The 21,739-nt window shown below is 72.2% G+C and carries 22 protein-coding genes; 19 read left to right on the top strand and 3 right to left on the bottom strand.

The window, feature by feature from the left end; all coding sequences use genetic code 11:
* The 3 genes from NQU55_RS17560 to NQU55_RS17570 all read right to left on the bottom strand — a co-directional run.
* On the bottom strand, nucleotides 1–234 hold a 234-nt coding region (locus NQU55_RS17560; RefSeq protein WP_505017593.1), incomplete at its 3' end, for an ACT domain-containing protein.
* A 103-nt stretch (nucleotides 235–337) separates the two neighbouring features.
* Complete coding sequence (gene aspA / locus NQU55_RS17565; protein WP_168096201.1) at nucleotides 338–1,780, bottom strand: aspartate ammonia-lyase; 1,443 nt, start codon at nucleotides 1,778–1,780, stop codon at nucleotides 338–340.
* A gap of 102 nt (nucleotides 1,781–1,882) precedes the next feature.
* The gene (locus NQU55_RS17570; protein WP_168096200.1) at nucleotides 1,883–2,914 is read right to left on the bottom strand and encodes an asparaginase; all 1,032 of its coding nucleotides are present in this window, start codon (nucleotides 2,912–2,914) and stop codon (nucleotides 1,883–1,885) included.
* 174 nt (nucleotides 2,915–3,088) lie between these two features.
* Between NQU55_RS17570 and NQU55_RS17575 the strand changes: the two genes are divergently transcribed.
* The 19 genes from NQU55_RS17575 (at nucleotide 3,089) to NQU55_RS17665 (ending at nucleotide 21,734) form a co-directional block, all read left to right on the top strand.
* Nucleotides 3,089–3,544: an Lrp/AsnC family transcriptional regulator gene (locus NQU55_RS17575; protein WP_168096199.1), complete on the top strand. Its 456-nt coding sequence runs from the start codon at nucleotides 3,089–3,091 to the stop codon at nucleotides 3,542–3,544.
* Between the two features lie 310 nt (nucleotides 3,545–3,854).
* Complete coding sequence (locus tag NQU55_RS17580; protein WP_168096198.1) at nucleotides 3,855–4,142, top strand: hypothetical protein; 288 nt, start codon at nucleotides 3,855–3,857, stop codon at nucleotides 4,140–4,142.
* Between the two features lie 238 nt (nucleotides 4,143–4,380).
* Nucleotides 4,381–4,806 (top strand): VOC family protein, encoded by a 426-nt coding sequence (locus tag NQU55_RS17585; protein ID WP_168096643.1) that lies wholly within the window; start codon nucleotides 4,381–4,383, stop codon nucleotides 4,804–4,806.
* 97 nt (nucleotides 4,807–4,903) lie between these two features.
* Nucleotides 4,904–6,472, top strand: a complete 1,569-nt coding sequence (locus NQU55_RS17590; protein WP_256790821.1) for an alpha/beta fold hydrolase — start codon at nucleotides 4,904–4,906, stop codon at nucleotides 6,470–6,472.
* A 347-nt stretch (nucleotides 6,473–6,819) separates the two neighbouring features.
* The gene (locus NQU55_RS17595; RefSeq protein WP_168096111.1) at nucleotides 6,820–7,008 is read left to right on the top strand and encodes a hypothetical protein; all 189 of its coding nucleotides are present in this window, start codon (nucleotides 6,820–6,822) and stop codon (nucleotides 7,006–7,008) included.
* Nucleotides 7,009–7,049: 41 nt separating this feature from the next.
* Nucleotides 7,050–7,586: an RNA polymerase sigma factor gene (locus NQU55_RS17600; RefSeq protein ID WP_058043007.1), complete on the top strand. Its 537-nt coding sequence runs from the start codon at nucleotides 7,050–7,052 to the stop codon at nucleotides 7,584–7,586.
* Nucleotides 7,583–8,296: a hypothetical protein gene (locus NQU55_RS17605; RefSeq protein ID WP_168096113.1), complete on the top strand. Its 714-nt coding sequence runs from the start codon at nucleotides 7,583–7,585 to the stop codon at nucleotides 8,294–8,296. Before NQU55_RS17600 ends, NQU55_RS17605 begins: the two co-directional genes overlap by 4 nt.
* Nucleotides 8,297–8,744: 448 nt before the next feature.
* Nucleotides 8,745–10,877 (top strand): eCIS core domain-containing protein, encoded by a 2,133-nt coding sequence (locus tag NQU55_RS17610; protein WP_256790822.1) that lies wholly within the window; start codon nucleotides 8,745–8,747, stop codon nucleotides 10,875–10,877.
* Between the two features lie 140 nt (nucleotides 10,878–11,017).
* Nucleotides 11,018–12,697, top strand: coding sequence for a phage tail sheath family protein (locus tag NQU55_RS17615; protein ID WP_256790823.1), 1,680 nt, complete (start codon nucleotides 11,018–11,020; stop codon nucleotides 12,695–12,697).
* Between the two features lie 52 nt (nucleotides 12,698–12,749).
* Nucleotides 12,750–13,274, top strand: coding sequence for a phage tail protein (locus tag NQU55_RS17620; protein ID WP_058043010.1), 525 nt, complete (start codon nucleotides 12,750–12,752; stop codon nucleotides 13,272–13,274).
* Nucleotides 13,275–13,278: 4 nt separating this feature from the next.
* The gene (locus NQU55_RS17625; RefSeq protein ID WP_168094063.1) at nucleotides 13,279–14,007 is read left to right on the top strand and encodes a hypothetical protein; all 729 of its coding nucleotides are present in this window, start codon (nucleotides 13,279–13,281) and stop codon (nucleotides 14,005–14,007) included.
* 1,006 nt (nucleotides 14,008–15,013) lie between these two features.
* On the top strand, nucleotides 15,014–16,213 hold the full coding sequence (locus NQU55_RS17630; RefSeq protein ID WP_168094062.1) for a Pvc16 family protein: 1,200 nt from the start codon (nucleotides 15,014–15,016) through the stop codon (nucleotides 16,211–16,213).
* On the top strand, nucleotides 16,210–18,444 hold the full coding sequence (locus NQU55_RS17635; protein WP_168094061.1) for an ATP-binding protein: 2,235 nt from the start codon (nucleotides 16,210–16,212) through the stop codon (nucleotides 18,442–18,444). Before NQU55_RS17630 ends, NQU55_RS17635 begins: the two co-directional genes overlap by 4 nt.
* Nucleotides 18,441–18,746: a hypothetical protein gene (locus NQU55_RS17640; protein ID WP_168094060.1), complete on the top strand. Its 306-nt coding sequence runs from the start codon at nucleotides 18,441–18,443 to the stop codon at nucleotides 18,744–18,746. The genes NQU55_RS17635 and NQU55_RS17640 overlap by 4 nt, the downstream gene beginning before the upstream one ends.
* A complete protein-coding gene (locus NQU55_RS17645; protein WP_168094059.1) occupies nucleotides 18,743–19,384 on the top strand; it encodes a hypothetical protein in 642 nt (213 codons plus the stop codon). Before NQU55_RS17640 ends, NQU55_RS17645 begins: the two co-directional genes overlap by 4 nt.
* 24 nt (nucleotides 19,385–19,408) lie before the next feature.
* Nucleotides 19,409–19,735: a LysM domain-containing protein gene (locus NQU55_RS17650; protein WP_168094058.1), complete on the top strand. Its 327-nt coding sequence runs from the start codon at nucleotides 19,409–19,411 to the stop codon at nucleotides 19,733–19,735.
* The gene (locus NQU55_RS17655; protein ID WP_168094057.1) at nucleotides 19,732–20,853 is read left to right on the top strand and encodes a hypothetical protein; all 1,122 of its coding nucleotides are present in this window, start codon (nucleotides 19,732–19,734) and stop codon (nucleotides 20,851–20,853) included. Before NQU55_RS17650 ends, NQU55_RS17655 begins: the two co-directional genes overlap by 4 nt.
* Nucleotides 20,850–21,383, top strand: coding sequence for a phage baseplate assembly protein V (locus NQU55_RS17660; protein WP_168094056.1), 534 nt, complete (start codon nucleotides 20,850–20,852; stop codon nucleotides 21,381–21,383). Before NQU55_RS17655 ends, NQU55_RS17660 begins: the two co-directional genes overlap by 4 nt.
* A 9-nt stretch (nucleotides 21,384–21,392) precedes the next feature.
* Entirely contained in the window at nucleotides 21,393–21,734 is a 342-nt protein-coding gene (locus tag NQU55_RS17665; RefSeq protein WP_168094055.1) for a hypothetical protein, read from the top strand.
* The last annotated feature ends 5 nt before the right edge of the window (nucleotides 21,735–21,739 follow it).

Here is a 21,739-nt window from a genome sequence, read left to right on the forward strand (position 1 = left end):
CACGCCCTCGATACCGCGCAGCTTCTCCACGATCTCATCGGCATGCTCGGTCGACGTCGTCGCCATCGTGACGTCGATCCGCAGCTTCTCATGACCGGAAGCAGTCACATCGAGGCCGGTCACCGAACCGCCCGAGCTCTCCACCGTCGTGGTCAGCTCGCTGACCGAGGTTCCGCTCGTGGGAACCTCCAGTCGGACGGTCATCGAGTACGAGACGCTGGGCGCCGTTGCCATGAAGGTGCTTCTTCTTTCTGGTGCTGGTGGTTGCTGTGCTGGAGAGGGCCGGAGCCGGCGTCGGTGCCGGCTCCGGGGCGTGCGGCCGGTGGTCCGGGTGCGGTCAGGCCTCGACGGCCGCCGCGGCGGACGCCCGGGTGTGGGGGCGGGCGAGGTTGTCCGGGTGGAGGATCTCCCGGAGCCGCTCCTGGGTGAGCAGGCCCTTGGCCAGGACGAGGTCGTGCACCGAGGCGCCCGTGGTCAGGGCCTCCTGGGCGACGGCGGTGGCCTGCTCGTAGCCGATGTGCGGGTTGAGCGCGGTGGCCAGGCCGATGGACTGGCCGACGAGGCGGGCCAGGTGCTCGCGGTTGGCGGTGATGCCGGTGACGCAGCGCTCGGCCAGGGTCAGGCAGCCGGCGCTCAGGTGACCGATGCTCTTGAGGAGGCTGTGGGCGATGACCGGCTCGAAGGCGTTGAGCTGGAGCTGGCCGGCCTCCGCGGCGAAGGTGACCGTCACGTCGTTGCCGATGACCTCGAAGGCGATCTGGTTGACGACCTCCGGGATCACCGGGTTCACCTTGCCGGGCATGATGCTCGAACCCGCCTGGACCGGCGGCAGGTTGATCTCGGCGAGGCCGGCGCGCGGGCCGCAGGAGAGCAGGCGCAGGTCGTTGCAGGTCTTGGAGAGCTTGACGGCGATCCGCTTGAGCACGCCGGAGAGCTGGACGAACGCGCCCATGTCCTGGGTGGCCTCGACGAGGTCGCCGGCGACCGCGAGCGGGATGCCGGTGATGATGCTCAGGTGGCTGCAGGCCAGCCCCGGGTAGTTGGGGTGGGCGTTGAGGCCGGTGCCGATCGCCGTGCCACCGAGGTTGATCTCGCGGATGAGGGCGCAGGCCTCGGCCAGGCGGGCGCGGTCCTCCTCCAGCATGACGGCGTAGGCGGCGAACTCCTGGCCCAGCGTCATGGGCACGGCGTCCTGCAGCTGGGTGCGGCCCATCTTCAGGATGTCCGCGAACTCCTCCGCCTTGCCGGCGAAGGCCTCGCGCAGCACGTCCATGGCCTGCAGCAGCCGCTCGGCGGCGAGCTGCAGCGCGACCTTGACCGCGGTCGGGTAGACGTCGTTGGTGCTCTGCCCGGCGTTGACGTCCTCCAGCGGGTGGAGGTGCTTGTAGTCGCCCTTGTCGTGGCCGAGGAGTTCGAGCGCGCGGTTGGCGATGACCTCGTTGGCGTTCATGTTCGTGGACGTGCCGGCGCCGCCCTGGATGACGTCGACGACGAAGTGGTCGTGCCACCGCCCGGCCCGGATCTCCTCACAGGCCTGGACGATCGCGTTCACCTTGCGGTCGTCGAGCAGGTCCAGGTCGCGGTTGGCGAGGGCGGCGGCCTGCTTGACGGAGGCGAGGGCGGTGACGAGGTCGGGGTAGGCGGAGATGGGGGTGCCCGTGATGGGGAAGTTCTCCACGGCGCGCAGGGTGTGGACGCCGTAGTACGCGGCGGTGGGGACGTCGCGCTCGCCGAGGAGGTCGTGCTCGGTGCGGGAGGAGCCGGGGGCGGGGACCGACATGGGGGGATCCGATCGGGGTGCGGTGGGGGAGCGGAGGGGAACGGGCCGCGGGCGGGGAGGGGAGGGGGAGCCGCGGAGCCGGCGGAGGAGCGGAGGAAACGTTTATGCGGATGCGTGCGCGGACGCGGACGCGGTTTCGGCAGCGGGGGCGGGGGCGGCGACGAGCTGTCGCAGCACGCGCGTCCGCTCGTCCGCGTCGGGGGAGGCCAGCGCCGCGCTGAGCACGGCGATCCGGGCCTGGCCGGCGCGGAGGGTGCCGGTCAGCACGGCTCCGCCGGCCGCGAGGTCCACGGCGCCGCCCTGGGTGTAGATCTCGGCGACGGGGCCGGAGGGCACCCGGGTGGTCAGGGCGACGAGCACGCCGCGGGCGACCGCCGCCTCGACGGCGGCGGCGACCTCGGGGGTCGCGTTGCCCGCGCCGGTGGCGACGAGGACCATGCCCTGGGCGCCGGCCTCGACGGCGGCGTTGAACAGCAGCGGGTCGGCGTCGCAGTGGTGCATGACGACGTCGATCCGCGGGAGGGGCGCGTCCGCCTGCGGCAGGGGGAGGGGCGCGGGGCGCTCGGGCTGCCGGCGGACGAGGACGCGGCCGTCCTTGACGTCGGCGACGGGGCTGCCGGACGGGTCGGCGAAGGCGTCGGCGGCCAGCGTCTGCACCTTGATCGTGCCCCGGGCGGCGTGCACCTGCCCGTCGAAGGCGACCAGGACGCCCATGCCGCGCATGGCCGCCGTGCCGGCCGTCAGCAGGGCGTCGTGCAGGTTGCGCGGGCCGTCGCCGTCCGCCGCTTCGAGCGGGAGCTGGGCGCCGGTGAAGACGACCGGGCGGGGGTCGTGGTGGTGGAGGTCGACGAAGAACGCCGACTCCTCCAGCGTGTCGGTGCCGTGCGTGACCACGATGCCGTCGACGCCGGGGTCGGCGAGGACCTCGTGCACGGTGCGCAGCAGGGCGAGCTGGTCGCGGGTGGTGAGCCGGGCGCTGTTCACGCTCATCAGGTCGACGACCCGCACGGATATGCCCGCGGGCACCGCCGCCGTGGCCAGGACGTCCCCGCCCCGCGCGTCGGCGGCGAAACCGGAACCCTGCCAGCGGCTGGCGATCGTTCCGCCCGTGCTGATGACGACGACCTGTCCCACGTCTGCCGCCCTTTCTGAAGATCACTTCTGAAGATCGCTGCTCTGCAGCCTGAAGATCACGGCGGCCGTCCACGGGGGAGCGGCGGCCGGAAGGCAAACGATAAAACGAAACGGACGCAATTGGATCGCTGATTTGAGCAGCAGGGACCGCTGAGCGTGGTGGATAATTGCGCGATGGACGGAATCGACAGAAATATTTTGCGCGAGCTCCAGAACGACGGCCGCCTGACCATCCAGGAGCTCGCCCATCGTGTCGGCCTGACCCCCTCCCCGTGCATGCGCCGCGTCCGCCAGCTCGAGCAGGACGGGGTCATCCAGGGCTACCGGGCGGTCATCAATCCCGAGGCCGTGGGGCGGAGCTTCGAGGTCCTCGTCTCGATCGAGGTCAAGCGCGACCGGGAGGCCGTCGAGGCCTTCGAGGCCGCACTCCAGGACATCCCCGACGTGATCGAGGCCTACCGCCTCTTCGGCAGCCCCGGCTGCCTGCTCCGCATCGCGGTCGCCGACCTCGCCGCCTACGAACGCCTGTGGATCGAGCGCCTCACCGCGCTCTCCGGCATCACCGAGGTCAACTCGCAGATCATCATGAAGCGGATCAAGGAGCCCCGGGGTCTGCCCGTGGGGATCTGATCTGCCCGTGGGGATCTGAGAGGCGCTGCGGGAGGCCTTGAGGGGGTCCGGCGGGGGCCCCGGCCCCGGGCCGGATGACTTGTCATCCGACTAGCTCAAATTACCCTCAACCGCTCAATCATCCGAAAGGATGGTAGGCGGGCGTATCTATACCCAAGGCCTTGTCGTTAGTGGGGTCGGGCGCCCGCACGATGGCAGTCGTGCGGGCGCCCCAACAGTGAGACCCGGCCGGGTCTCACCCGTCGCCGTCTGCTGCCCTCCCAGGGGATCGCACCTCCGGGGCAGCAGGCGGCCGTTGAAGGAGCCCTCTATGAGTACGCCTCGCACACCTCAGGACGACACCGACAAGGCGGCCCGCTCCCTTGCGTTGATCAAGTGGGCGATGCTCCTGGCCTTCGGTGTGGTGGTGGCAGGCCTGACGGTCTTCACGGTCCTGGTGCTCGCCGATGCGGTCAGGCCCGACCAGGCCCTGAGGCTGACGGTGAAGATCACCGGATCCCTGCTGGCCGTCGGCGCGACCGCGGCCACCGCCCTGAGGATCCGCAGCGACCGCGAAGGCCGGAAGCGACTGCGCCGAGCCCTGAAGAGCATGTTGTAGCCACCTCCCCCGCAACCCCGTAGACGACGCACCGACGCACATCGTGGACCACTCGTATCGCGGACCCTCACCCTCCCCCGGGTGGGGGTCCTTGTTGCTGTACGACACTTGGAACGAGGGGCCTGCGGCCCGGTTACGGCCGCTGTGGCCGTGTCGACACATCTACTTCGGGGCGCCGGGCTCCCTGCTGGGCCCCGAGTCAGGGGGGAGGCGCCCGCGGATGGGGCATGATCGCCGGATGCCTTCTCTCGGACTGGTGACCCTCGTCGTGCGCGACTACGACGAAGCCATCGCCTTCTACTGCGACGCCGTCGGCTTCGAACTGCTGCAGGACACCCGGATCGACGACGGGAAGCGGTGGGTGGTCGTGGCCCCGCGGGGAGCGCGGGAGTCGGCGATCCTCCTGGCCAGGGCCGTGACCGGGGAACAGACCGACCGGATCGGGGACCAGACGGGGGGCCGGGTCGGCTGGTTCCTGAACACCGACGCGTTCGACCGCGACTACGCGCGCATGCGGGCGGCCGGGGTCGTCTTCGAGGAAGCGCCGCGGAGCGAGCCGTACGGCACGGTGGCCGTCTTCCGGGACCTGTACGGCAACCGCTGGGATCTGATCCAGCTGAACGGCGGGGCGGGGAGTCCGGGCCGGGTTGCAGATCGCCCTTGAATCTCCTGCAAGGGGAGTTCTTACCGTACCGGCGAGCGCGGACGGCCCATGCGGCCGGATCCGCGGAGTGCCGTATGCGGTATGCGAGGAGGCGATCATGACGGCGTTCGTTCTGGTGTCGGGCCCTTTCACCGGGGGCTGGGTGTGGCAGGAGGTGACCGCCCGGCTCGGGGAGTCGGGAGCCGAGGTGTACCCGGCGACGCTCACGGGCATGGGGGACCCCCGCCGTCCGGCAGAGCCCGGCACGGACCTGGAGACCCACATCGAGGACCTGGTCCGGCTGATCGACGGGATCGACGCCCCGGAGGTGGTGATCGTCGGCCATGACTACGGCATCCACCCGGTGCTGGGCGCCGCCGACCGGCGGCCGGAGCGGATCGCCCGCATCGTCTACCTGGATGCGGGCATGCCCCAGGACGGTGACGCGGCCGTCGCGCTGGTGCCCGATCAGGCGGTCCGGGAGGGGCTGTTGCAGCAGGGTGGGCAGGGACAGGAGCAAGGGCAGGGACGGGGACAGGGGGAAAGCGAGAACGAGAACGACCGGCGGATCCCCCCGCCGCAAGGCGACGGGTGGCAGCTCTGGGGCAGCACCGAAGGCGTCCCCGCGGAGGCGCTGGCGCGCATGGACCGCCGCGCCGTGCCGCAGCCGGCGGGCACGCTCACCCAGCCGCTCCGGCTGTCCGGCGCCGGATCCGGAATTCCGACGACCGGCGTCCTGTGCGCCGCCAACGGGTCGAGCATCGAGATGGTCGAGTTCCTGGTGAGGTCGGGCCCGCCGCAGTACCGGTGGCTCGCCGACCCCCGGGTGACCTTCTTCGAACTCGCCACCGGCCACTGGCCGATGCTCTCCGTCCCGGGCGAACTGGCCGACGTGCTGCTGAGCGCCGCCGCCGGCGAAGGACACCGGGTGACCGTGGCGCCGGGCGAGCAGCCCGCCCACCTGCGGCCCTTCCTCCTGGACGTGGAGGAGCGGCCGCGCGAGCGGGTGGGCGAGGTGGACCTCTACTTGCCGGATCCGCCGGGCGCACCGGACGCCGACCGGCCTCGTCCTGCGGTGGTGTTCGTCCACGGGGGCCCCGTAGCCGCCGACGCGCAGCCGACACCGCGGGACTGGCCCGCCTACGTCGGCTATTGCCGGTACGTGGCGAGCCTGGGAGCGGTCGGGGCGATGCTGGACCACCGGCTGCACGGCCTCGCCGACTACGCGCGTGCCGCCGAGGACGTCGCCGCGGCGGTCGAGCGCGTACGGGCCGACCCGCGCGTCGACGGGGACCGCATCGCGCTGTGGTACTTCTCCGGCGGCGGGTTGCTGTCGGCGGATCCGCTCGCCGAGCCCCCGCCGTGGCTGCGGTGCGTGGCGATGACCTATCCCGTGCTGGCGCCGCTGCCGGGCTGGGGGATGGTGGATGCCCGGTTCCGCCCCGTGCAGGCGGTGAAGCGGGCCGGGCGGCTGCCGGTCGTGCTCACCCGGGTGGGGCTGGAGAACGAGGCGATCGCGGCGACGGTCGGGGAGTTCCTGAGCGCCGCGGAGGACTGCAAGGCCGACGTCGAGGTGGTCGACGTGCCGCTCGGCCACCACGGGTTCGAGACGGTGGATCACACCGATGAGACGCGGGGGGCGGTGGACCGGGCGGTGCGGTCGGTGCTGGGGCACTTGACGGGCTGAGCTGAGCCTGGTTGACGGGCCGGGCCCGGCCTCCGTGGGGGAGAGGCCGGGCCCGGCGCCGGTGTCCGCGTCGGCGTTCGCGCCCGCGCGCTCGTCGGCGTTCATGTCCGCATCCGCATCCGCATCCGCGTCAGCGTTCGCATCCGCACCGGCACCGGATTACTGGACGATCGTCTTCCGTAACTCTTTACGTTCTGCCGTTGCACGATCAGGCCGCGGCGGTCGCCTTTATAGGCGGAGGACGAAGAAGGGTTCCTCCGACAGGGGCAGCAGGCGGCGCCCGGGGGAGCGTGCGCCGCCGGTGCGCCCGAGCCGCTTGTCCGCCGACCGGAGGGATCCCTGCTTCCGTGAAATCTCAACTCGCCGGCGACCTGCTCACCGCAGCGATGGTCGCACGCGTATTCGCCGGTGACGCCTGGCACCTGCTGCGGCGCGCCGCAGCCGCCACGGTACGCATCGGCCTGAACCAGCAGCCCGCGCCGCCGCGCCGCCCCGAGGGCGCACCCCGGCGCCCGCGGGTGGGAGGGATGCGATGAACCCCGGCCCCTCACGCTCTCCCCGCACAGGCGTCATTCCCGTGACCGGACTCCCCGCCGACTACCGCGCCTTCCACGAGCTCTACCGCGGCATCTACATCCACTGGGCCGAGCTCTACCTGCGCCACCGCCACGATGCCGAAGAAGCCGTCGACCAGGCCTTCGAAGAGCTCTACTTCGCCTGGTCCGAAGTGCTCTCCCAGGAATCCCCCAACGCCTACGCCTGGGCGGTGGTCCGCCACCGCACCGTCGACACGGCACGGGCCCGGGGCCGGCGGCCCGCCGTCATCGACACCGCCGCCTTCGAGACCACCGCGCTCCACCACGCGCTCGACCCCATCGGCGAGCTCGAACACAGCCTGGCCGTCTACGACGCCATCCACGCCCTGCCCGAACGCCAGCACGACGTCATCGTCCTGCTCCACGTCCTGGGCCACTCCACCCGCGAGGTCGCCAGCATCATGGGCATCACCCCCGCCGGCGTGCGCTCCGCCGCACGCTTCGCCCGCCACCGCCTCCAGCACGCCCTCGGCATCGACCAGGGCCCCTCCGGCGACGAAGGGGGGACGGACAGGTGACCGGCCGCACGTCGCTGGAGCTGGCCCTGGCCCGGGTACGGCTCGCCCGGCCGCCCTACACCATGGCCGACACCCAGGCGGCCGAAGCCCGGCTCGCGGCCCGCATCACCGCCCGCATGCTGCACGGGGCCCTGTCCTTCGACGACCAGATGGCCCCCGCCCGCACCGCGGCGGCCCGCACGGCCGAGCGCAGCGACCTGCCCCACCGGGCCTTCCGGCGCCAGCTGCAGGCACTGTGCCGCACCGTCGTCACCCGCAACCTCCACGAGCTCGGCGGCTTCCTCACCTGCCGCATCCTCGAACCCGCGGGCGCCCTCGTCCTGGGCTGCGTGCTGCACCTCGCCGAACGCGGGGACTCCGCCCAGTTCTGGTGGCAGTTCGCGGCCGGCGCGGGCAACCGCGGCGCGGCCTGCTGCCTCTACCTGCACCACATGGCCCTCGGCGAGCGACGGGAAGCCGAACTGTGGCACGAGCAGGCCGGGCTCGAACACCTCATCCCCAAGACGCCCGAAACCATCGACCGCACGGACCTCAACGCGGTCCTGAGCCTGCTCGCCCACCTCCGCGGCACCAGCGTCTTCTCCGCCGCCACCAACGCCGTCATCGCCTACGTCCCCCACGCCCTCGACGACAACGACGCCCTCGACCTCCCTCTACCCGACCCCGACTTCGCGGAACGGATCGAGGAGTTGACGTCCATCGCGTCGTAATCCGTGAACGGCGCGGCGTCCCCGGGCTGCAGACAGATTGCAGACAAGCCCGGCGGACGCCGCGTTGTCATGCTGTTTCCGAAGCCGATGGGCCCCACCGGGCCCGAAGGCGCCCCTGTGGGGCGTGGTCACGTTTCCGCTCCGCCCGGCTCGGACCGCAGGCCGGATCCGTGGGTTCGCGTGGGGGCGGAGGGCGGCGGAGAATGGGAGTGCCGGACACGTCGGCTCCGCGGCGTGGCCGCGTACGAGGTGATGCATGGTGGGTGTGTGCATGGCAGCCGCCCAGACGGCTGTGGAAGGGACCCCCTCCGCAGCGACGGCCTTGACGCGCACCCGCCCTCCCCCTCGGTCCGTCCCCGTCGACGGCGTTCTGCAGCGCTGCGGAGCCGTGCCCTGCCCGCCCGGCGCTTGCCGGAACTCGGCGAAGCCGGCCCCGGCGGTGACCGAAATGGGGGAGACCTTGCGGTCGGTGGGCCGCCCCTTGGATCCCGGCGTCCGGTCGCGCATGGAGGAGCACTTCGCCTACGACTTCGGCAAAGTGCGCGTGCACACCGACGCACGGGCCGCCGCCTCCGCGCAGGCCATCGGTGCCGTGGCCTACACCGTGGGCCGGAACGTCGTGTTCGGAGCCGGCCAGTACCGGCCCGGGACCCGTGGCGGGGAACACGTTCTCGCCCATGAACTGGCGCACGTCATGCAGCAACGGCACATGGCCGGGACTGTGCAGCACGCCGCGACGGCGCCCGCTGCCGATGACTCCTTGGAGCGCGAGGCCCACGCCGCGGCCGACACTGTGGTCCGGGGCGGCTGGCCCAAGGTCGTCGGACGGGCGACCGCGACTGGCGTGCAGCGGATGTCGATCGGGGGACCGTACTTGACGCTCGACGCCGCAGGCGGCTGCGGAATCTGTTACCGCGGCGATGTGAGAGCGATCGGCAGGGACGTCCACCGCCAGATCCAGGAGCTCATGGTGCGCATGTACGAGCCGTTCATGTTCCCCGAGGTGCGGATGGCGTTCGACCGGCGCAAGTGGCCCTACATTATCAACGCGGGCATCCCCGACCTCGTCCGGTCCACCCCTTGGAGCACCCAGGTGGGTGAGATCAAACCGGCCAACCCCGAGGGCTTCTTCGAGGGCGCCGCCAAGATGCAGATCTACCTGCGGCTCTTCCGCGAGTACTTCCGGAGGCGCCCCGGCACGCCCGTCGGCTTCCGTGTGGAGCCGCTCGACGCCGCGCCGCCCCGCCCCTTCCCCTTCAAGGAGACGAAGTCTCCGACGTGCCGGCAAATGGTCGTCGTCAACCCTCCTGTCGAGGGTGTGTACACGTACCTGTGCGTGCCACCTTTCAGCGTTGCCCGCCGGGTATGCCGCTGCCGTGACGAGAAGCGCGGACGGCGCAGAGCCCCGGAGAAGGCGCCTCAGCGCAAGCGGCGGGGGGACAAGCGGGAACGGGCCGCTGTGCCCGACGTCACCGCGCCGTCGGGCGTACCGGCGCCCGCGACCAAGGACGCCCCGACGCCCGCACCTGCGGCCGTCGGGGCCACCGGCCCCTCCCCGGAGGATGCCGCCAAGGGAACAGCGCTCCTAGCGGCCCTCGGACTCGCCGCGGCGCTGCTCCGCAAGGCCGCCGGGAAGGCCGCGGGGCGGCGGGTGGCCGCCCCCGCCGTCGTCCTGGCGGCCGCCGTGCTCGTCGCCGACGGGGCCGAAGCACACGTCGGCCTCAGTGGGGACGACATCCTCGACACCCTGTGCGCGAGGGCCGCCCAGAAGGGGACCCCCGTCCCCGACGACGTCAAGCAAGCCATCCGCAACGACCCCGCCCTCCGGAAGATCATGGACAACATGGCGAGGACGGGCGACGTCACGGAGGCCCAACGCCGCCTCGGCGAACAACTGACCCGCACCGTCGCGGAGAACCGCGGCGAGTTCAGCGACGACGACCTGCGCGACCTGCTGCGCGTCAGCGAGGCGCACCGTGGCGTCGTGCCCGGGGCGGCGGCGACGGCCGACGACCTCAAACGCTCGCTCACTCAGCGCCACGTCGAACGGCTCATGGGCGAGCTGGCCACCCGGGTCGGCCGAGGGGCCCCGCTCTCCGCGGCACAGCTGACCGAGCTGAGGGCCCTGCTGACAGCGCAACAGCCGCCACTGACCGAAGCCGAGATCCAGGACCTGATCACCCGGGTCCGGCCCGCCACCAAGGGCGAAGGCGCGGCAGAACTCGTCGCCTCCGTACGCAAGGCGTTGGAAGCGCTCCGCGGTAAGCCGGGCGGTGACACAGCGGGCAGTGCGGTCCCGCCCGCCCGCTGGGCTTCCCTCTCACCCGGTACGCACATGATCTTCGGCCCGAAGGACCTCGTCCTTCGCGACGGCATGACGTTCACCGCGACCCTCATCGGCCAGGACGAGAAGACCGGGCAGCGGTACCACGGTTCGGGCACTGTGAGGGCACGGGCCACCGGGAACGGCTGGGACATCGAAGTGCCCGCGGGGATACCGCTGTACAGCCCCGACGGGCGCCTGCTCGGGACCACGGTCAAGAAGACGTGGCCCGGTGCCCCGCGACGGTCGCTGCGCTGAGCGGCTGCGCCGAACGGCCCTGGTGGGTCCCCTGACCGGAGGAGACACGCCCCAGCTCGTGCGTCTCCCGTCCGGGCCGGTTTCTACGGTGGAACGCGTTCCGCTCCGTAGCCCCCGTACCGTCGGAGAGAAGAGGCGTCATGCCGGTGAAGGTCAGCTACCCGGGCGTCTACATCGACGAGGTCAAGAGCTCCGTACGGACCATCACCGGGGTTCCGACGTCGATCGCCGCATTCGTCGGCTGGGCCCCGCGCGGGCCGGTCGACGGGCCGGTGCACATCACGTCGTGGGCCGACTACGAGATGCAGTTCGGGGGGCTGCACAAGGACAGCCCTATGAGCTACGCCGTCGAGCAGTTCTACCGCAACGGTGGGGCGGAGGCGGAGATCGTGCGGGTGGTGGCGGCCCCGGCGGCCAACGAGAAGACCCCGCTTCTCCGGATCGGGAAGAAACCCAAGTCAGGGGACGAGCGCCCCACAGTGGTTCCCATCGGACCCGGGGTATGGGCAAAGAACCTCGAAGCACGGGTCCGGGGGGTCGAGGACGATGAGGACCCGGAGCGGGAAAAGGAGGGCGCTTACAGCCTGACGCTCACCGACACCGGAACCGGCGTGGAGGAGACCTACCTCAACATCAGTACGGACCCGGACAGCCCACGTAGCCTGAAGAGGGTTCTGGCCGGCTCTCAACTTGTCAGGTGGGACAGCAACGGCAAGAAAGCGCCCGAAAAGAACGACGAGGACGAGCCTGTTGACGGCCAGCAGGGCGAGGGAGGTAACCAACCCTCCAACGGCAACCAGCCCGGCGAAGACGACGAAGCCGGGTCCAATGCCGGGGGGACCGGGCAGTCGAAGGATTTCTTCTCGACAGTCGAGCACCTTCCTGACAAGGACGCGTTTCCCGCTCTAGCGGATTACAAAGGCGATCCGGTGAAGAAGAACGGTGTCCAAGCCCTGCTCAAGGCTGACATCTTCAACCTTCTCTGTATCCCCGACGCCACGGAGAGGCTGACCGGGGACAACTCCGAGGACCTGGTACTAGCCGCCGCGGAATTCTGCCGCGAGCACAGAGCCCTGCTGCTCGTCGACCCCCCGGGCACGTGGAACGACGCTCCCACGGCGGGCGCCGTCGCGGATTCCGCACGCACGCTCCCGGTCACCGGCGACCCCGCACGCAATGCCGCCATCTACTTCCCCCGAGTGCTGGCGACGGACCTGCCGCGGGGCGGCCTCGTGCGGGACTTCCCGCCGTGCGGGGTCATGGCCGGCGTGATGGCCCGGACCGATGCGCAGCGCGGCGTGTGGAAGGCCCCGGCCGGTACCGACGCGTCGCTCAACGGTGTTCAGGGGCTGAAGATGCCGCTGACCGATCTGGAGAACGGCCAGCTCAACCAGCGCGGGGTCAACTGCCTGCGCGAGCTGCCCGCCGTGGGCCCCGTCGCCTGGGGTGCCCGCACCATGCGGGGGAACGATCAGCTCACCGACGAGTGGAAGTACCTTCCCGTGCGCCGACTCGCCCTCTTTCTCGAAGAGAGCCTGTACCGGGGCACCCAGTGGGTGGTGTTCGAGCCGAACGACGAGCCGCTGTGGGCCTCGATCCGGTTGAACATCGGCGCGTTCATGAACTCTCTCTTCCGCGAGGGGGCGTTCCAGGGCCGTACGCCGACCGACGCGTACCTCGTGAAGTGCGACCGGGAGAACAACCCGCAGAACGACATCGACCGCGGGATCGTCAACATCCAGGTCGGGTTCGCGCCGCTCAAGCCCGCGGAGTTCGTGATCATCCACATTCAGCAGCTCGCCGGCCAGGTCCAGGTCTAGGCCTAGCCCTAGACCCGGTTCCAGGTCGCAAGAGGCAGGAGGAGCGAGGACGATGCCGGAGATCACGCGCCGGGACCCGTACAAGAACTTCCGGTTCCGGGTGAAGTTCGGCGGCGGGACGACGTACATCGCGGGGATCAGCAAGGTCAGCGGCCTGAAGCGGACCACCGAGGTGGTCAAGCACCGCGACGGCGGCGACCCGGGAACCAGCCGCAAGCTGCCCGGGCGCACCGAGTACGAGGCCATCACCCTGGAGCGCGGCTGCACGGCCGACACCGCCTTCGAGGAGTGGGCGAACAAGGTGTGGAGCCTGCGCAAGTCGGCCGGCGGGCTGGAGACCTCGCTGAAGGACTTCCGCCGCGACCTCATCATCGACGTCTTCGACGAGGCCGGGCAGCAGGTGCTGTCGTACTCCGTCCACGACTGCTGGGTGTCGGAGTACCAGGCACTCCCCGACCTCGACGCGAACGCGAACGCCGTCGCCTTCGAGCACATCAAGCTGGAGCACCACGGCTGGGTGCGCGAGCCCACCACGCCGCCGCAGCTCCCGCAGTTCACCGACACCGCATCGGGGTGACGGCGTGGTGGTGGCCGAGCTGACCGAGGCGCAGCTCCTGTCCGTGTGGGAGTCCGGGAGCGGGCAGGGGCCGCGGGGCCGGGCCTTGCTGCTGGCCAGGACCGCCGCCGGGGACGCGGAGCCCGTCGCCGACCTCACCCTGGCCGCTCTCCACGCCCTGCTGCTCGGCTTCCGGGAGCGGGCGTTCGGCAGCTCCCTCCCGTGCGCCGCCGACTGCCCGGTGTGCAAGGAGCCGCTGGAAGTCGCCGTGGAATCCGAAGAATTGCGGCCGTCCGCGCCAGCCGCTGTTCCCGGGGCGCGGACGGCGCCGCCCACGGGGAGTTTCCGTGCGGACGGCTGCGACGTCACCTACCGTGCCCTGACCCTGCGCGACTTGCTGGCCGTCGCCAACGGCGGGCGCGACGTCCGCCGGGCCCTGCTGCAGCGCTGCGTCGTCAGCGCCACCCCGGACGCGGGCTCGCTGCCGGGCAACGTTCTGGAGGAGGTGGCCCGGCGGCTCCCCGGCATCGATCCGGGAGCGGAGACGACCGTGGCCCTGGAGTGTCCCGGGTGCGGCCACGCCTGGTCTGCCGAAGTGGACGTCGCCGGTCACCTGTGGGCCGAGATCGAGGGGTACGCGCGCCGCCTGCTGTACGAGGTGCACGCGCTCGCCCGCGCCTACGGCTGGACGGAGCAGGACGTCCTCGCCGTCAGCCCCGCCCGCCGCCGCTTCTACCTGGAGGCGGCGGGATGAGCGACTTCGTGGACCGTCTGCTGGGCGCGCCGGGCCCGCGCCTCCGACCACGGCTTCCGTCGATGTTCGACCCGGAGCCTCCCCGCCTGCGCGAGCCCGCGACGGACGGGACCGAGGGGGAGGGCGAAGGCCTCGTCGTTCCGGGTGGGCACGGCGGCGGCTCGGAAGGCGGAACCCCCCGTGGGCCGGGCAACAGCCCCGGAGACCCCGGCCGCTCGTCCGCTCTGTCGTCGCCGCCCGCCCTGCCGCCCATCGAGCGCACCTACGAGGCCGGCACCTCCCGTACCCGTCCCGCTTCCCATGGAACGGCACCATCCGGTTCGGGAAGTCCCGAGGCGGAGGCCTCCTCGGGCGCTGCCCGGGACGATCGGCTCACGGACGGGCAGCCGGACTCCCCCGAGCCCGCGGCCCCGCTCTCCGCACCACCCTCCACCCACTCCCACACCCCCGCCGTCCCCGGCGCCGACCCGCCACCCCGCCCGCCCACGGCACCCCCTGCCACCCCACCGGCCCCACCCCCCACCTTCCCGGCCCCACCCCCCGCCGGACCCCGGTCGGTTACCGCCCGCCCGGCGCCCGCCGTCGGCACCGCATCCCCCACCCCGCAGCACCCGGGTGAGCCTTACGCCGCGCCTCCGTCTCCGTCCCGCCCCCAGAAAGCCGCCGCAGCGGCACCTTCCCCGGTCCCCGGCGCCGCGCCGCTTCCTCCCGCCGCCCACCCCGTCCGGCCCGCGTCGTCCCCCGTTTCCCCGCCCGTCCCCGCGTCCGTCCGGCCCGGGCCGCAGGAGCCCCTCCCCGCCGGGCGGACCCGCGCGGAACCCGGCCGGGCCGGGCTGCGGCAGCCCGCTCCCGGCGCGCGCGACGCCGAGACCGTCGTGCGTATCAGCATCGAGCGGCTGGAGGTCCGGGCGGCGGCTCCGGTGGCCCCGGCCGGGCGCCCGCAGGAGGACGCCGGACGCGCACGACGGGCCGGCCCGGGCCTCGATGAGTATCTGCGGGGACGGACATGAGCGACTCCAACGCCGTCGCCGCCGTCACCCGCGCCCTGCAGGTGGTCCTGGGCCAGGCACTCAGCGACACGGTCCGGGGTGTTCAGGTCACCTCGACGACGCCGGACGAGGCCGCGTCCGGCCAGAACCAGCCGGCCCTGAACGTGTTCCTGTACCGGATGACGATCGACGGGACCTGGCGCAACGCCGATCCGCCCGGCGTCCGTCCGGGGGAGACCGGGCGGCCTGCCCTGCCCGTCGTCCTGCACTACCTCCTCACCCCGTACACCAACGACGACCCGCACAGCCGGGCCGCCCTCCGGATCCTCGGCGCGGCGATGGCGGCTCTGCACGACCACTGCGTCCTGGGGCCGGAGGACTATGACAAGTCGGAGGGCCTCGGCGACGCCCACCTGCAGCCCGAGCCTGTACGGATCACTCCTGCGGACCTCTCCGTCGACGACATGTCCAAGCTGTGGAGCGCCTTCCAGAGCCAGTACCGGGTCTCCGTCGCGTACGAGGCGCGCGTGGTGCTGCTCGACAGCGCCCGGCCCGCCCGTGCGCCGCTGCCGGTGGTGCGGCGCGGGGCCGAGGGGCGAGGCCCCGAAGCCTCCGCGGACCCGGCCGATCCGTCTCCCACACTGAGCGGCGTGACCCCGGAGGTGGCGGCGGTCGACGACGAAATCATCCTGAGCGGCGCAAAGTTGGACGCCGGAACTCCGGTCGTCCACCTCACCCACCCGCTGTTCGGCGCCGTCTCCCTGGTCACGACCGCCGTGAGCGAGCACGAAGTGCGGGCCAAAGTCGAGGGGGACAATCTGGTGCCAGGACCGTGGTCGGTTACGGTCGTCCTCACCAGTGACGACGGCACACGGCAGGTCACCCGGACGCTCCCGCTGGCGGTCGCCCCGCGCATCACCACCTCCCCCCTGCCGCTGAAGGGTCGGCGCGGCTCGGACGGCAACGTCAAGCTCAAGGTGGACTGCGAACCGTCGGTCGCGGCGGGCCAGCGGATCCAGTTGCTGGTCGGGGACCGGCCCGTGCCCGTCACGGCCTTCCGGGGGCCGCGCGAGAAGAAGCTGACCTTCTCCTTCCCGTTCTCCGGGCCGGGCCGCCATGTGCTGCGGCTGCGCGTCGACGGGGTCGACAGCTCCGTCCTCGACGGCGACGCCGTCCCGCCGCGCTTCAAGGACGACTTGGCGGTGGTGCTGACATGACCTCCGTGAGGTCGGACCGTGCCGTCGAACCGGATCGTGCTGGCAAGTCGCACCGTGCCACCAAGTCGCACCGTGCCGCCAAGCCGGCCGACGCGCCGGAGTCATGGGACGACGTCAACGCGCGCTACCTGGACGCCGGGCTCGCGTGGCTGCGGCTCCTGCTGCGCGCCCGGGCGGGGGCGGTCGGGAATCATCCGGTGTCCGGGAATCACCCGGTGTCCGGGAGTCGTCCAGCACGCGGGCGGAAGGCGGCCGACGCCCCGCCCGGGCCGGAAGCCGCCGGCACCCCGAGCGGTGTAGGGCCGCGGTCTCCCGTCACCGACGAGCAACTCGCCTCCGCCGCCGAGGCCATGGAGCGTGCCGCGGCCGCCGACCCGCCGCCCGCCCTCGTCTCCCTCGGCGGGCTGCTGGGGCTGTCCGCGTTCGAGCGGCACGCCCTGCTGCTGTGCGCCGCCCCGGAGATGGATCCCTCGTTCGCGGAACTGTGCGCGGCCGCTCAAGGCGATCCGGGCTTGTCCTGTGCCACCTTCGCGCTGGCGCTGTCGGTCCTGCCGGAGCCCGCGTGGGACGTGCTCTCCCCGTACCGGGGGCTGCGCTACTGGCGGCTCGTCGACGTCGACCGGGCGGCGGGCCGGACGCTGGTGACCAGCCCCCTGCGTGCCGACGAGCGGATCGTCAACCACCTCAAGGGGCTGGACTACCTCGACGAGCGCCTCGAATCGCTGGTGACCCTCCTGCGGCCCGCACCGGGTGCGGCCGGCTCCGGCCTTCCGGGTTCCGGCTCCCCGGCCTCCAGCTCCGGTCACCCGGCAGCCGAGGAGATCGTCGGCCACTGGCAGCACGTACCCGCATGGTCCGGCGGCCGCATGCCGGTCATCCAACTCCTGGGCCCCGACCGGGAGACGAAGCGCGCCGTGGCGGTCGAGGCCGCCGCGGCGGCGGGGCTGCTGCTGTACGGGATGCCGGCCGGCCTGTTGCCGGGCGCGGCGGCGGAGCTCGACACGGTGGCCCGGCTCTGGCAGCGGGAGTCGCTCCTGCTGCCCCTGGCCCTGTGGCTCGACGCCGACACCGCCGACGAGGCGCGCGCCGACGGGGACGTACACGCTGGAGGGGAGTCGGCCGGCCGGCTCGGCCGTTTTCTCGACCGCATCGGCGGGCCGTGCCTCGTGGCGACCAGGGAGACCCGGCCCGACGTACCGGCCCCTACCGCAGTGGTGGAGGCCGTCCCGCCGCCGGCCGCGGAGCGGGCCGCGGTGTGGCGCACGTTCTTGCCCCCGGCGGACGCGGACCGGCTGGCCGGGCAGTTCGCCCTGGACCTGCCCTCGATCCACGAGATCGCGGCCGCCGCGGGCGGAAACCCGGACGCGGCCTGGCGCGACTGCCTGGTGCGCACCCGCCCCCGCCTGGGCGGACTGGCGCAGCGCCTGGAACCGGGGGCCGGCTGGGACGACATCGTGCTGCCCGCGCAGGAGGCGGAGCTGCTGCGGCAGATCGCGGCCCAGGTGGCCCAGCGCGACACGGTCTACCGGAACTGGGGCTTCGCGCAGCGGACCGGCCGCGGGCTGGGGATCAGCGCGCTGTTCACCGGGCCCAGCGGTACGGGCAAGACCATGGCGGCCGAGGTGCTCGCCCGGCATCTGGGACTCGACCTGTTCCGGGTGGACCTCTCCGCGGCGGTCAGCAAGTACATCGGGGAGACGGAGAAGAACCTGCGCCGGCTCTTCGACGCCGCCGAGCCGGGCGGCACCATCCTCTTCTTCGACGAGGCCGACGCGCTCTTCGGCAAGCGCAGCGAGGTCAAGGACTCCCACGACCGGTACGCCAACATCGAGGTCGGCTACCTGCTGCAGCGCATGGAGTCCTACCGGGGCCTCGCGATCCTGGCCACCAACCAGCGGCGCGCGCTGGACACGGCGTTCCTGCGGCGGCTGCGCTTCATCGTGCCCTTCGACTTCCCCGGCCCCGCCGAACGCCGCCGGATGTGGGAACGCGCCTTCCCCGACGCCGCGCCGGTGGACGCCCTCGACGCGGACCGGCTGGCGGAGCTCCCGCTCAGCGGAGGGATGATCCGCAACATCGCGCTCAACGCGGCCTTCAGCGCCGCCTCAGCGGGCACCCCCATCGGCATGCCCGCCGTGCTGGCCGCGGCCCGCGCCGAACTGCGCAAGGCCGACATGCCGCTGCCCGCGGCGGACTTCTCCTGGGACGGTCAGCCGGAGGTGACCCCGTGAAGGTCGAACTGTCCATCGGACGGCTGGTGCTGGAAGGCGTCCCCGGCCACCGGGCCGCCGTCCTGAGCCGGGCGCTGGAGGCGGAACTCGGCGCCCTGCTGGCCGCGGCGCCGCCCGGCGGCAAAGGGGCCCTCGTGGATCTCACGGACGTCCACCTGCGCCGCGTCGCGACGGCCCCGGTACGTGCCACCGCCGACCCCGTCGCCCTCGGACGCCGCGTCGCCCGCGCGGTCCACGGTGCCCTCGGGATGTCCGGTGCCGCTCCGGCGACCCCGGCCGCCCGCCGAGAGGCGGCCCGATGACGACGCCCCTCGCCCTGCGCGGCGGATTCGTGTTTCTGGACCCCGAGCAGGGGCGCGTCCTGCGGGTGACGCCGTTCCAGTACAACCCCGACAGCCTCACCCGCAGCCTGCAGCCGCGCGGTGCCGGAGCGGGCGGCGGGGAACGGCTGGAGGCGCTGCGGCTCAGCGGCCCGCCGCAGGAGACGTTCCGGTTCGAGGCGGAGTTCGACGCCGCCGACCGCGCCGACAAGGGCGGCCGGCCCGACCCGGCGGCAGGCACCGGGCTCTTCGCCGTGCTCTCCGCACTGGAGAGCGCCATCCAGCCCACGGGGGCGCAACTGCGCGAGAGCGACCGGCTGTCGTCCATGGGAATGATCGAGATCGCCCCGGTGGAGGCGCCGCTGACCGTCCTCGTGCTCGGCCGGCGCAGGGTCGTACCGGTACGGATCACGGAGATGTCCGTCGCGGAGGAGGCTTACGACAGCGCCCTCCAGCCCGTACGGGCCAAAGTCACCCTGTCCGTACGCACCCTGACCACCGACGATGTCGGCTTCGACCACCGCGCCGGAGCGCTCTACCTCCGCTACCACCAGGGCAAGGAGAGCTTCGCGGCCCTCGGCGCGTACGGCTCCGACGCCGTCGGCCTGACCGGGATCTGAGCGCGGGGAACCGAGGAGACGCAGATGTTCGAGTCCACCAGCCGCTACCGCGGGCTCCCCACCGCCACCTGGACCGGCCCGGACGGGCGGACCGTCACCTACGTCCGCCGCCGCTTCCCGCCGCACCCCGAGGACCTGGTGACCGTTCGCGAGGAGGCGGTGGCGGCCGGCGAGAGGCTCGACGCGTTCGCCGCGCGGCACCTGGGCGACCCCGAACAGGACTGGCGGATCGCCGACGCCCACCGGGTGCTGCGCCCCGACGACCTCACCGCGGTGCCGGGACGGCGGCTGCGGATCACCCTGCCCGCGGGGGTGCCGGGCACGTACGCGGTGGGGGAAGCCCCGGGATGACCCACAGCCTGCAACTGATGCTGCTCACGGGGAAGTACGTGCCCACGCCGGCCCCTGCCTCGCTCCTCGACGCCTTGCGGTCCGTGCAGGTCACGACCGCGAGCGAGGGGGCGAGCGGCTTCCAGCTGACGTTCGCGCTCGGCAAGCGGTCGGCCGTGACGAGGGAGATGCTTCCTCTGGGGATGCTGGACCCGAAGACCCGCATCATCGTGATGGTCGTCGTCGGCGGCATGCCGCACGTCCTGATGGACGGACTGATCACCCGTCAGGACCAGACGTGCGGGTCGTCACCGGGGGACTCGACGCTCACGGTGACGGGGCAGGACATCTCGATCGTGATGGACCAGACGACGAAGCTGAACTCCTACCCGGCCCAGGCGTCCCCGCTGCAGGTAATGACGGTGTGCGCGGCCTATGCACGGTACGGCATCGTGCCGTTGGCCATCCCTTCCCTGTTCGAAAACATCCCGAACCCGCTCAAGACGCCGCCGATCCAGCACGACACCGACCTGGTGTACCTCAAGTCCCTCGCGACGAGCGTCGGCTACGTCTTCTACATCGATTCCGGACCGGTCCCCGGCGCCAACATCGCCTACTGGGGGCCGGAAGTACGGGTGGGCGTGCCGCAGCCCGCGCTCACCGTGGACTCGGACGCCGCGACCAACGTCGAGTCACTGAGCTTCGGCTACGACGGCACCGGCCGCACCGCCTACACGATCGGCATCACGGAGCCCATCAGCAAACAGGTGATCCCGGTCCCGGTCCCCGACGCCAGCCCCCTCCGGCCGCCCCTCGCCGTACGCCCGGCACCGGCGTTCAAGGAGGAACCGCTGCTCGGTCTGACGGGCCGTTCGCTCCCGGAGATCCTGTTGCTGGGTCTCGGCAAGAGTGCCCAGTCCAGCGACGTCGTCACCGGCCAGGGCCGACTGGACGTCCTGCGCTACGGGCACGTCCTGAGCGCCCGGCGCCTCGTGGGCGTCCGCGGCGCGGGTCTGACCTACGACGGCCTGTGGTACGTGCGCAGTGTCACGCACGAGATCAAGCGCGGCGAATACAAGCAGAGCTTCAGCCTCGCCCGCGAGGGCCTCGTCTCGAACACACCGGTGGTGATCCCATGACAGCCCCGACCACGAAGCGGTTCCACGGCCTGCACCAGGGCGTGGTCGTTTCCAACGTGGATCCGCTCCAGGAAGGCCGGCTGCTGGTGCGGGTCCCCGAGGTGCTCGGCAACAAGCCCGGCATCTGGGCCTCGCCGCTCTCGCCCGTGGCGGGCGTCGCCAGCGGCATGTACGTCGTGCCGCTGGTCAACTCGGGCGTGTGGGTGCAGTTCCTGGAGGGCGACCCCCACCGGGCGGTGTGGGTGGGGTTCTGGCGCGGCGGTGCCGGGGACGTGCCCCCGGCGGCCCGCACCACCCCACCGGGGACCCCGCAGATCGTCCTGGCGACCCCCGGGCAGAAGGCCCTGGTGATCAGCGACGCGCCCCCGCCGATGGGCGGCGTCAAACTGCAGTTCCTGGGCGAGACCGGGCCCCACATCACGATCACCGCACTGGGTATCGAGCTCTCCTGCGGGCCGGGACTCGCCAGCATCAAGCTGGAGGGGCCGGTCGTGAGTATCAACGGCACCTCGCTGCAGGTCGTGGGGTGAGGGCGGGTCATGCCCGGACTGGTCCTGCACGCCGGAGCCGTCATGATGTGCGCCCACCCGCCGGGCTTGGTGACCCTGCCGGCGCCCACCCAGCAGAAGGTGCTGGTCAGCCTGCAGCCGGTCGCCACCGTCGCCGACGTCCTGGTGGTCGGGGGCTGCTCCCTGACCGGCTCCCCTGTGCCCCCCTGTGTCACCGTGCGCTGGTTCCAGTTCTCCCCCCGCGTGCTGGCAGGCGGCCGGCCCGTCCTCGTACATCCGACCCCGCCCCCCAGTCCGGGGCCCGCCACCGGGGTGCCCGCCCCCGGGCCGCCGATGGTCCAGGCCATGCAGATCAAGGTGAGAGCGAGCTGAGCGGC

This window comes from Streptomyces telluris (assembly GCF_024519335.1).
GTDB lineage: Bacteria > Actinomycetota > Actinomycetes > Streptomycetales > Streptomycetaceae > Streptomyces > Streptomyces telluris.

What these genes read in the sequence shown, in the direction of transcription:
- aspA (WP_168096201.1), bottom strand. Translation starts at nt 1,780, where the DNA reads ATGTCGGTCCCCGCCCCCGGCTCCTCCCGCACCGAGCACGACCTCCTC.
- NQU55_RS17575 (WP_168096199.1), top strand. Translation starts at nt 3,089, where the DNA reads ATGGACGGAATCGACAGAAATATTTTGCGCGAGCTCCAGAACGACGGC.
- NQU55_RS17580 (WP_168096198.1), top strand. Translation starts at nt 3,855, where the DNA reads ATGAGTACGCCTCGCACACCTCAGGACGACACCGACAAGGCGGCCCGC.
- NQU55_RS17585 (WP_168096643.1), top strand. Translation starts at nt 4,381, where the DNA reads ATGCCTTCTCTCGGACTGGTGACCCTCGTCGTGCGCGACTACGACGAA.
- NQU55_RS17590 (WP_256790821.1), top strand. Translation starts at nt 4,904, where the DNA reads ATGACGGCGTTCGTTCTGGTGTCGGGCCCTTTCACCGGGGGCTGGGTG.
- NQU55_RS17610 (WP_256790822.1), top strand. Translation starts at nt 8,745, where the DNA reads ATGGGGGAGACCTTGCGGTCGGTGGGCCGCCCCTTGGATCCCGGCGTC.
- NQU55_RS17615 (WP_256790823.1), top strand. Translation starts at nt 11,018, where the DNA reads ATGCCGGTGAAGGTCAGCTACCCGGGCGTCTACATCGACGAGGTCAAG.
- NQU55_RS17620 (WP_058043010.1), top strand. Translation starts at nt 12,750, where the DNA reads ATGCCGGAGATCACGCGCCGGGACCCGTACAAGAACTTCCGGTTCCGG.
- NQU55_RS17630 (WP_168094062.1), top strand. Translation starts at nt 15,014, where the DNA reads ATGAGCGACTCCAACGCCGTCGCCGCCGTCACCCGCGCCCTGCAGGTG.
- NQU55_RS17635 (WP_168094061.1), top strand. Translation starts at nt 16,210, where the DNA reads ATGACCTCCGTGAGGTCGGACCGTGCCGTCGAACCGGATCGTGCTGGC.
- NQU55_RS17645 (WP_168094059.1), top strand. Translation starts at nt 18,743, where the DNA reads ATGACGACGCCCCTCGCCCTGCGCGGCGGATTCGTGTTTCTGGACCCC.
- NQU55_RS17650 (WP_168094058.1), top strand. Translation starts at nt 19,409, where the DNA reads ATGTTCGAGTCCACCAGCCGCTACCGCGGGCTCCCCACCGCCACCTGG.
- NQU55_RS17655 (WP_168094057.1), top strand. Translation starts at nt 19,732, where the DNA reads ATGACCCACAGCCTGCAACTGATGCTGCTCACGGGGAAGTACGTGCCC.
- NQU55_RS17660 (WP_168094056.1), top strand. Translation starts at nt 20,850, where the DNA reads ATGACAGCCCCGACCACGAAGCGGTTCCACGGCCTGCACCAGGGCGTG.
- NQU55_RS17665 (WP_168094055.1), top strand. Translation starts at nt 21,393, where the DNA reads ATGCCCGGACTGGTCCTGCACGCCGGAGCCGTCATGATGTGCGCCCAC.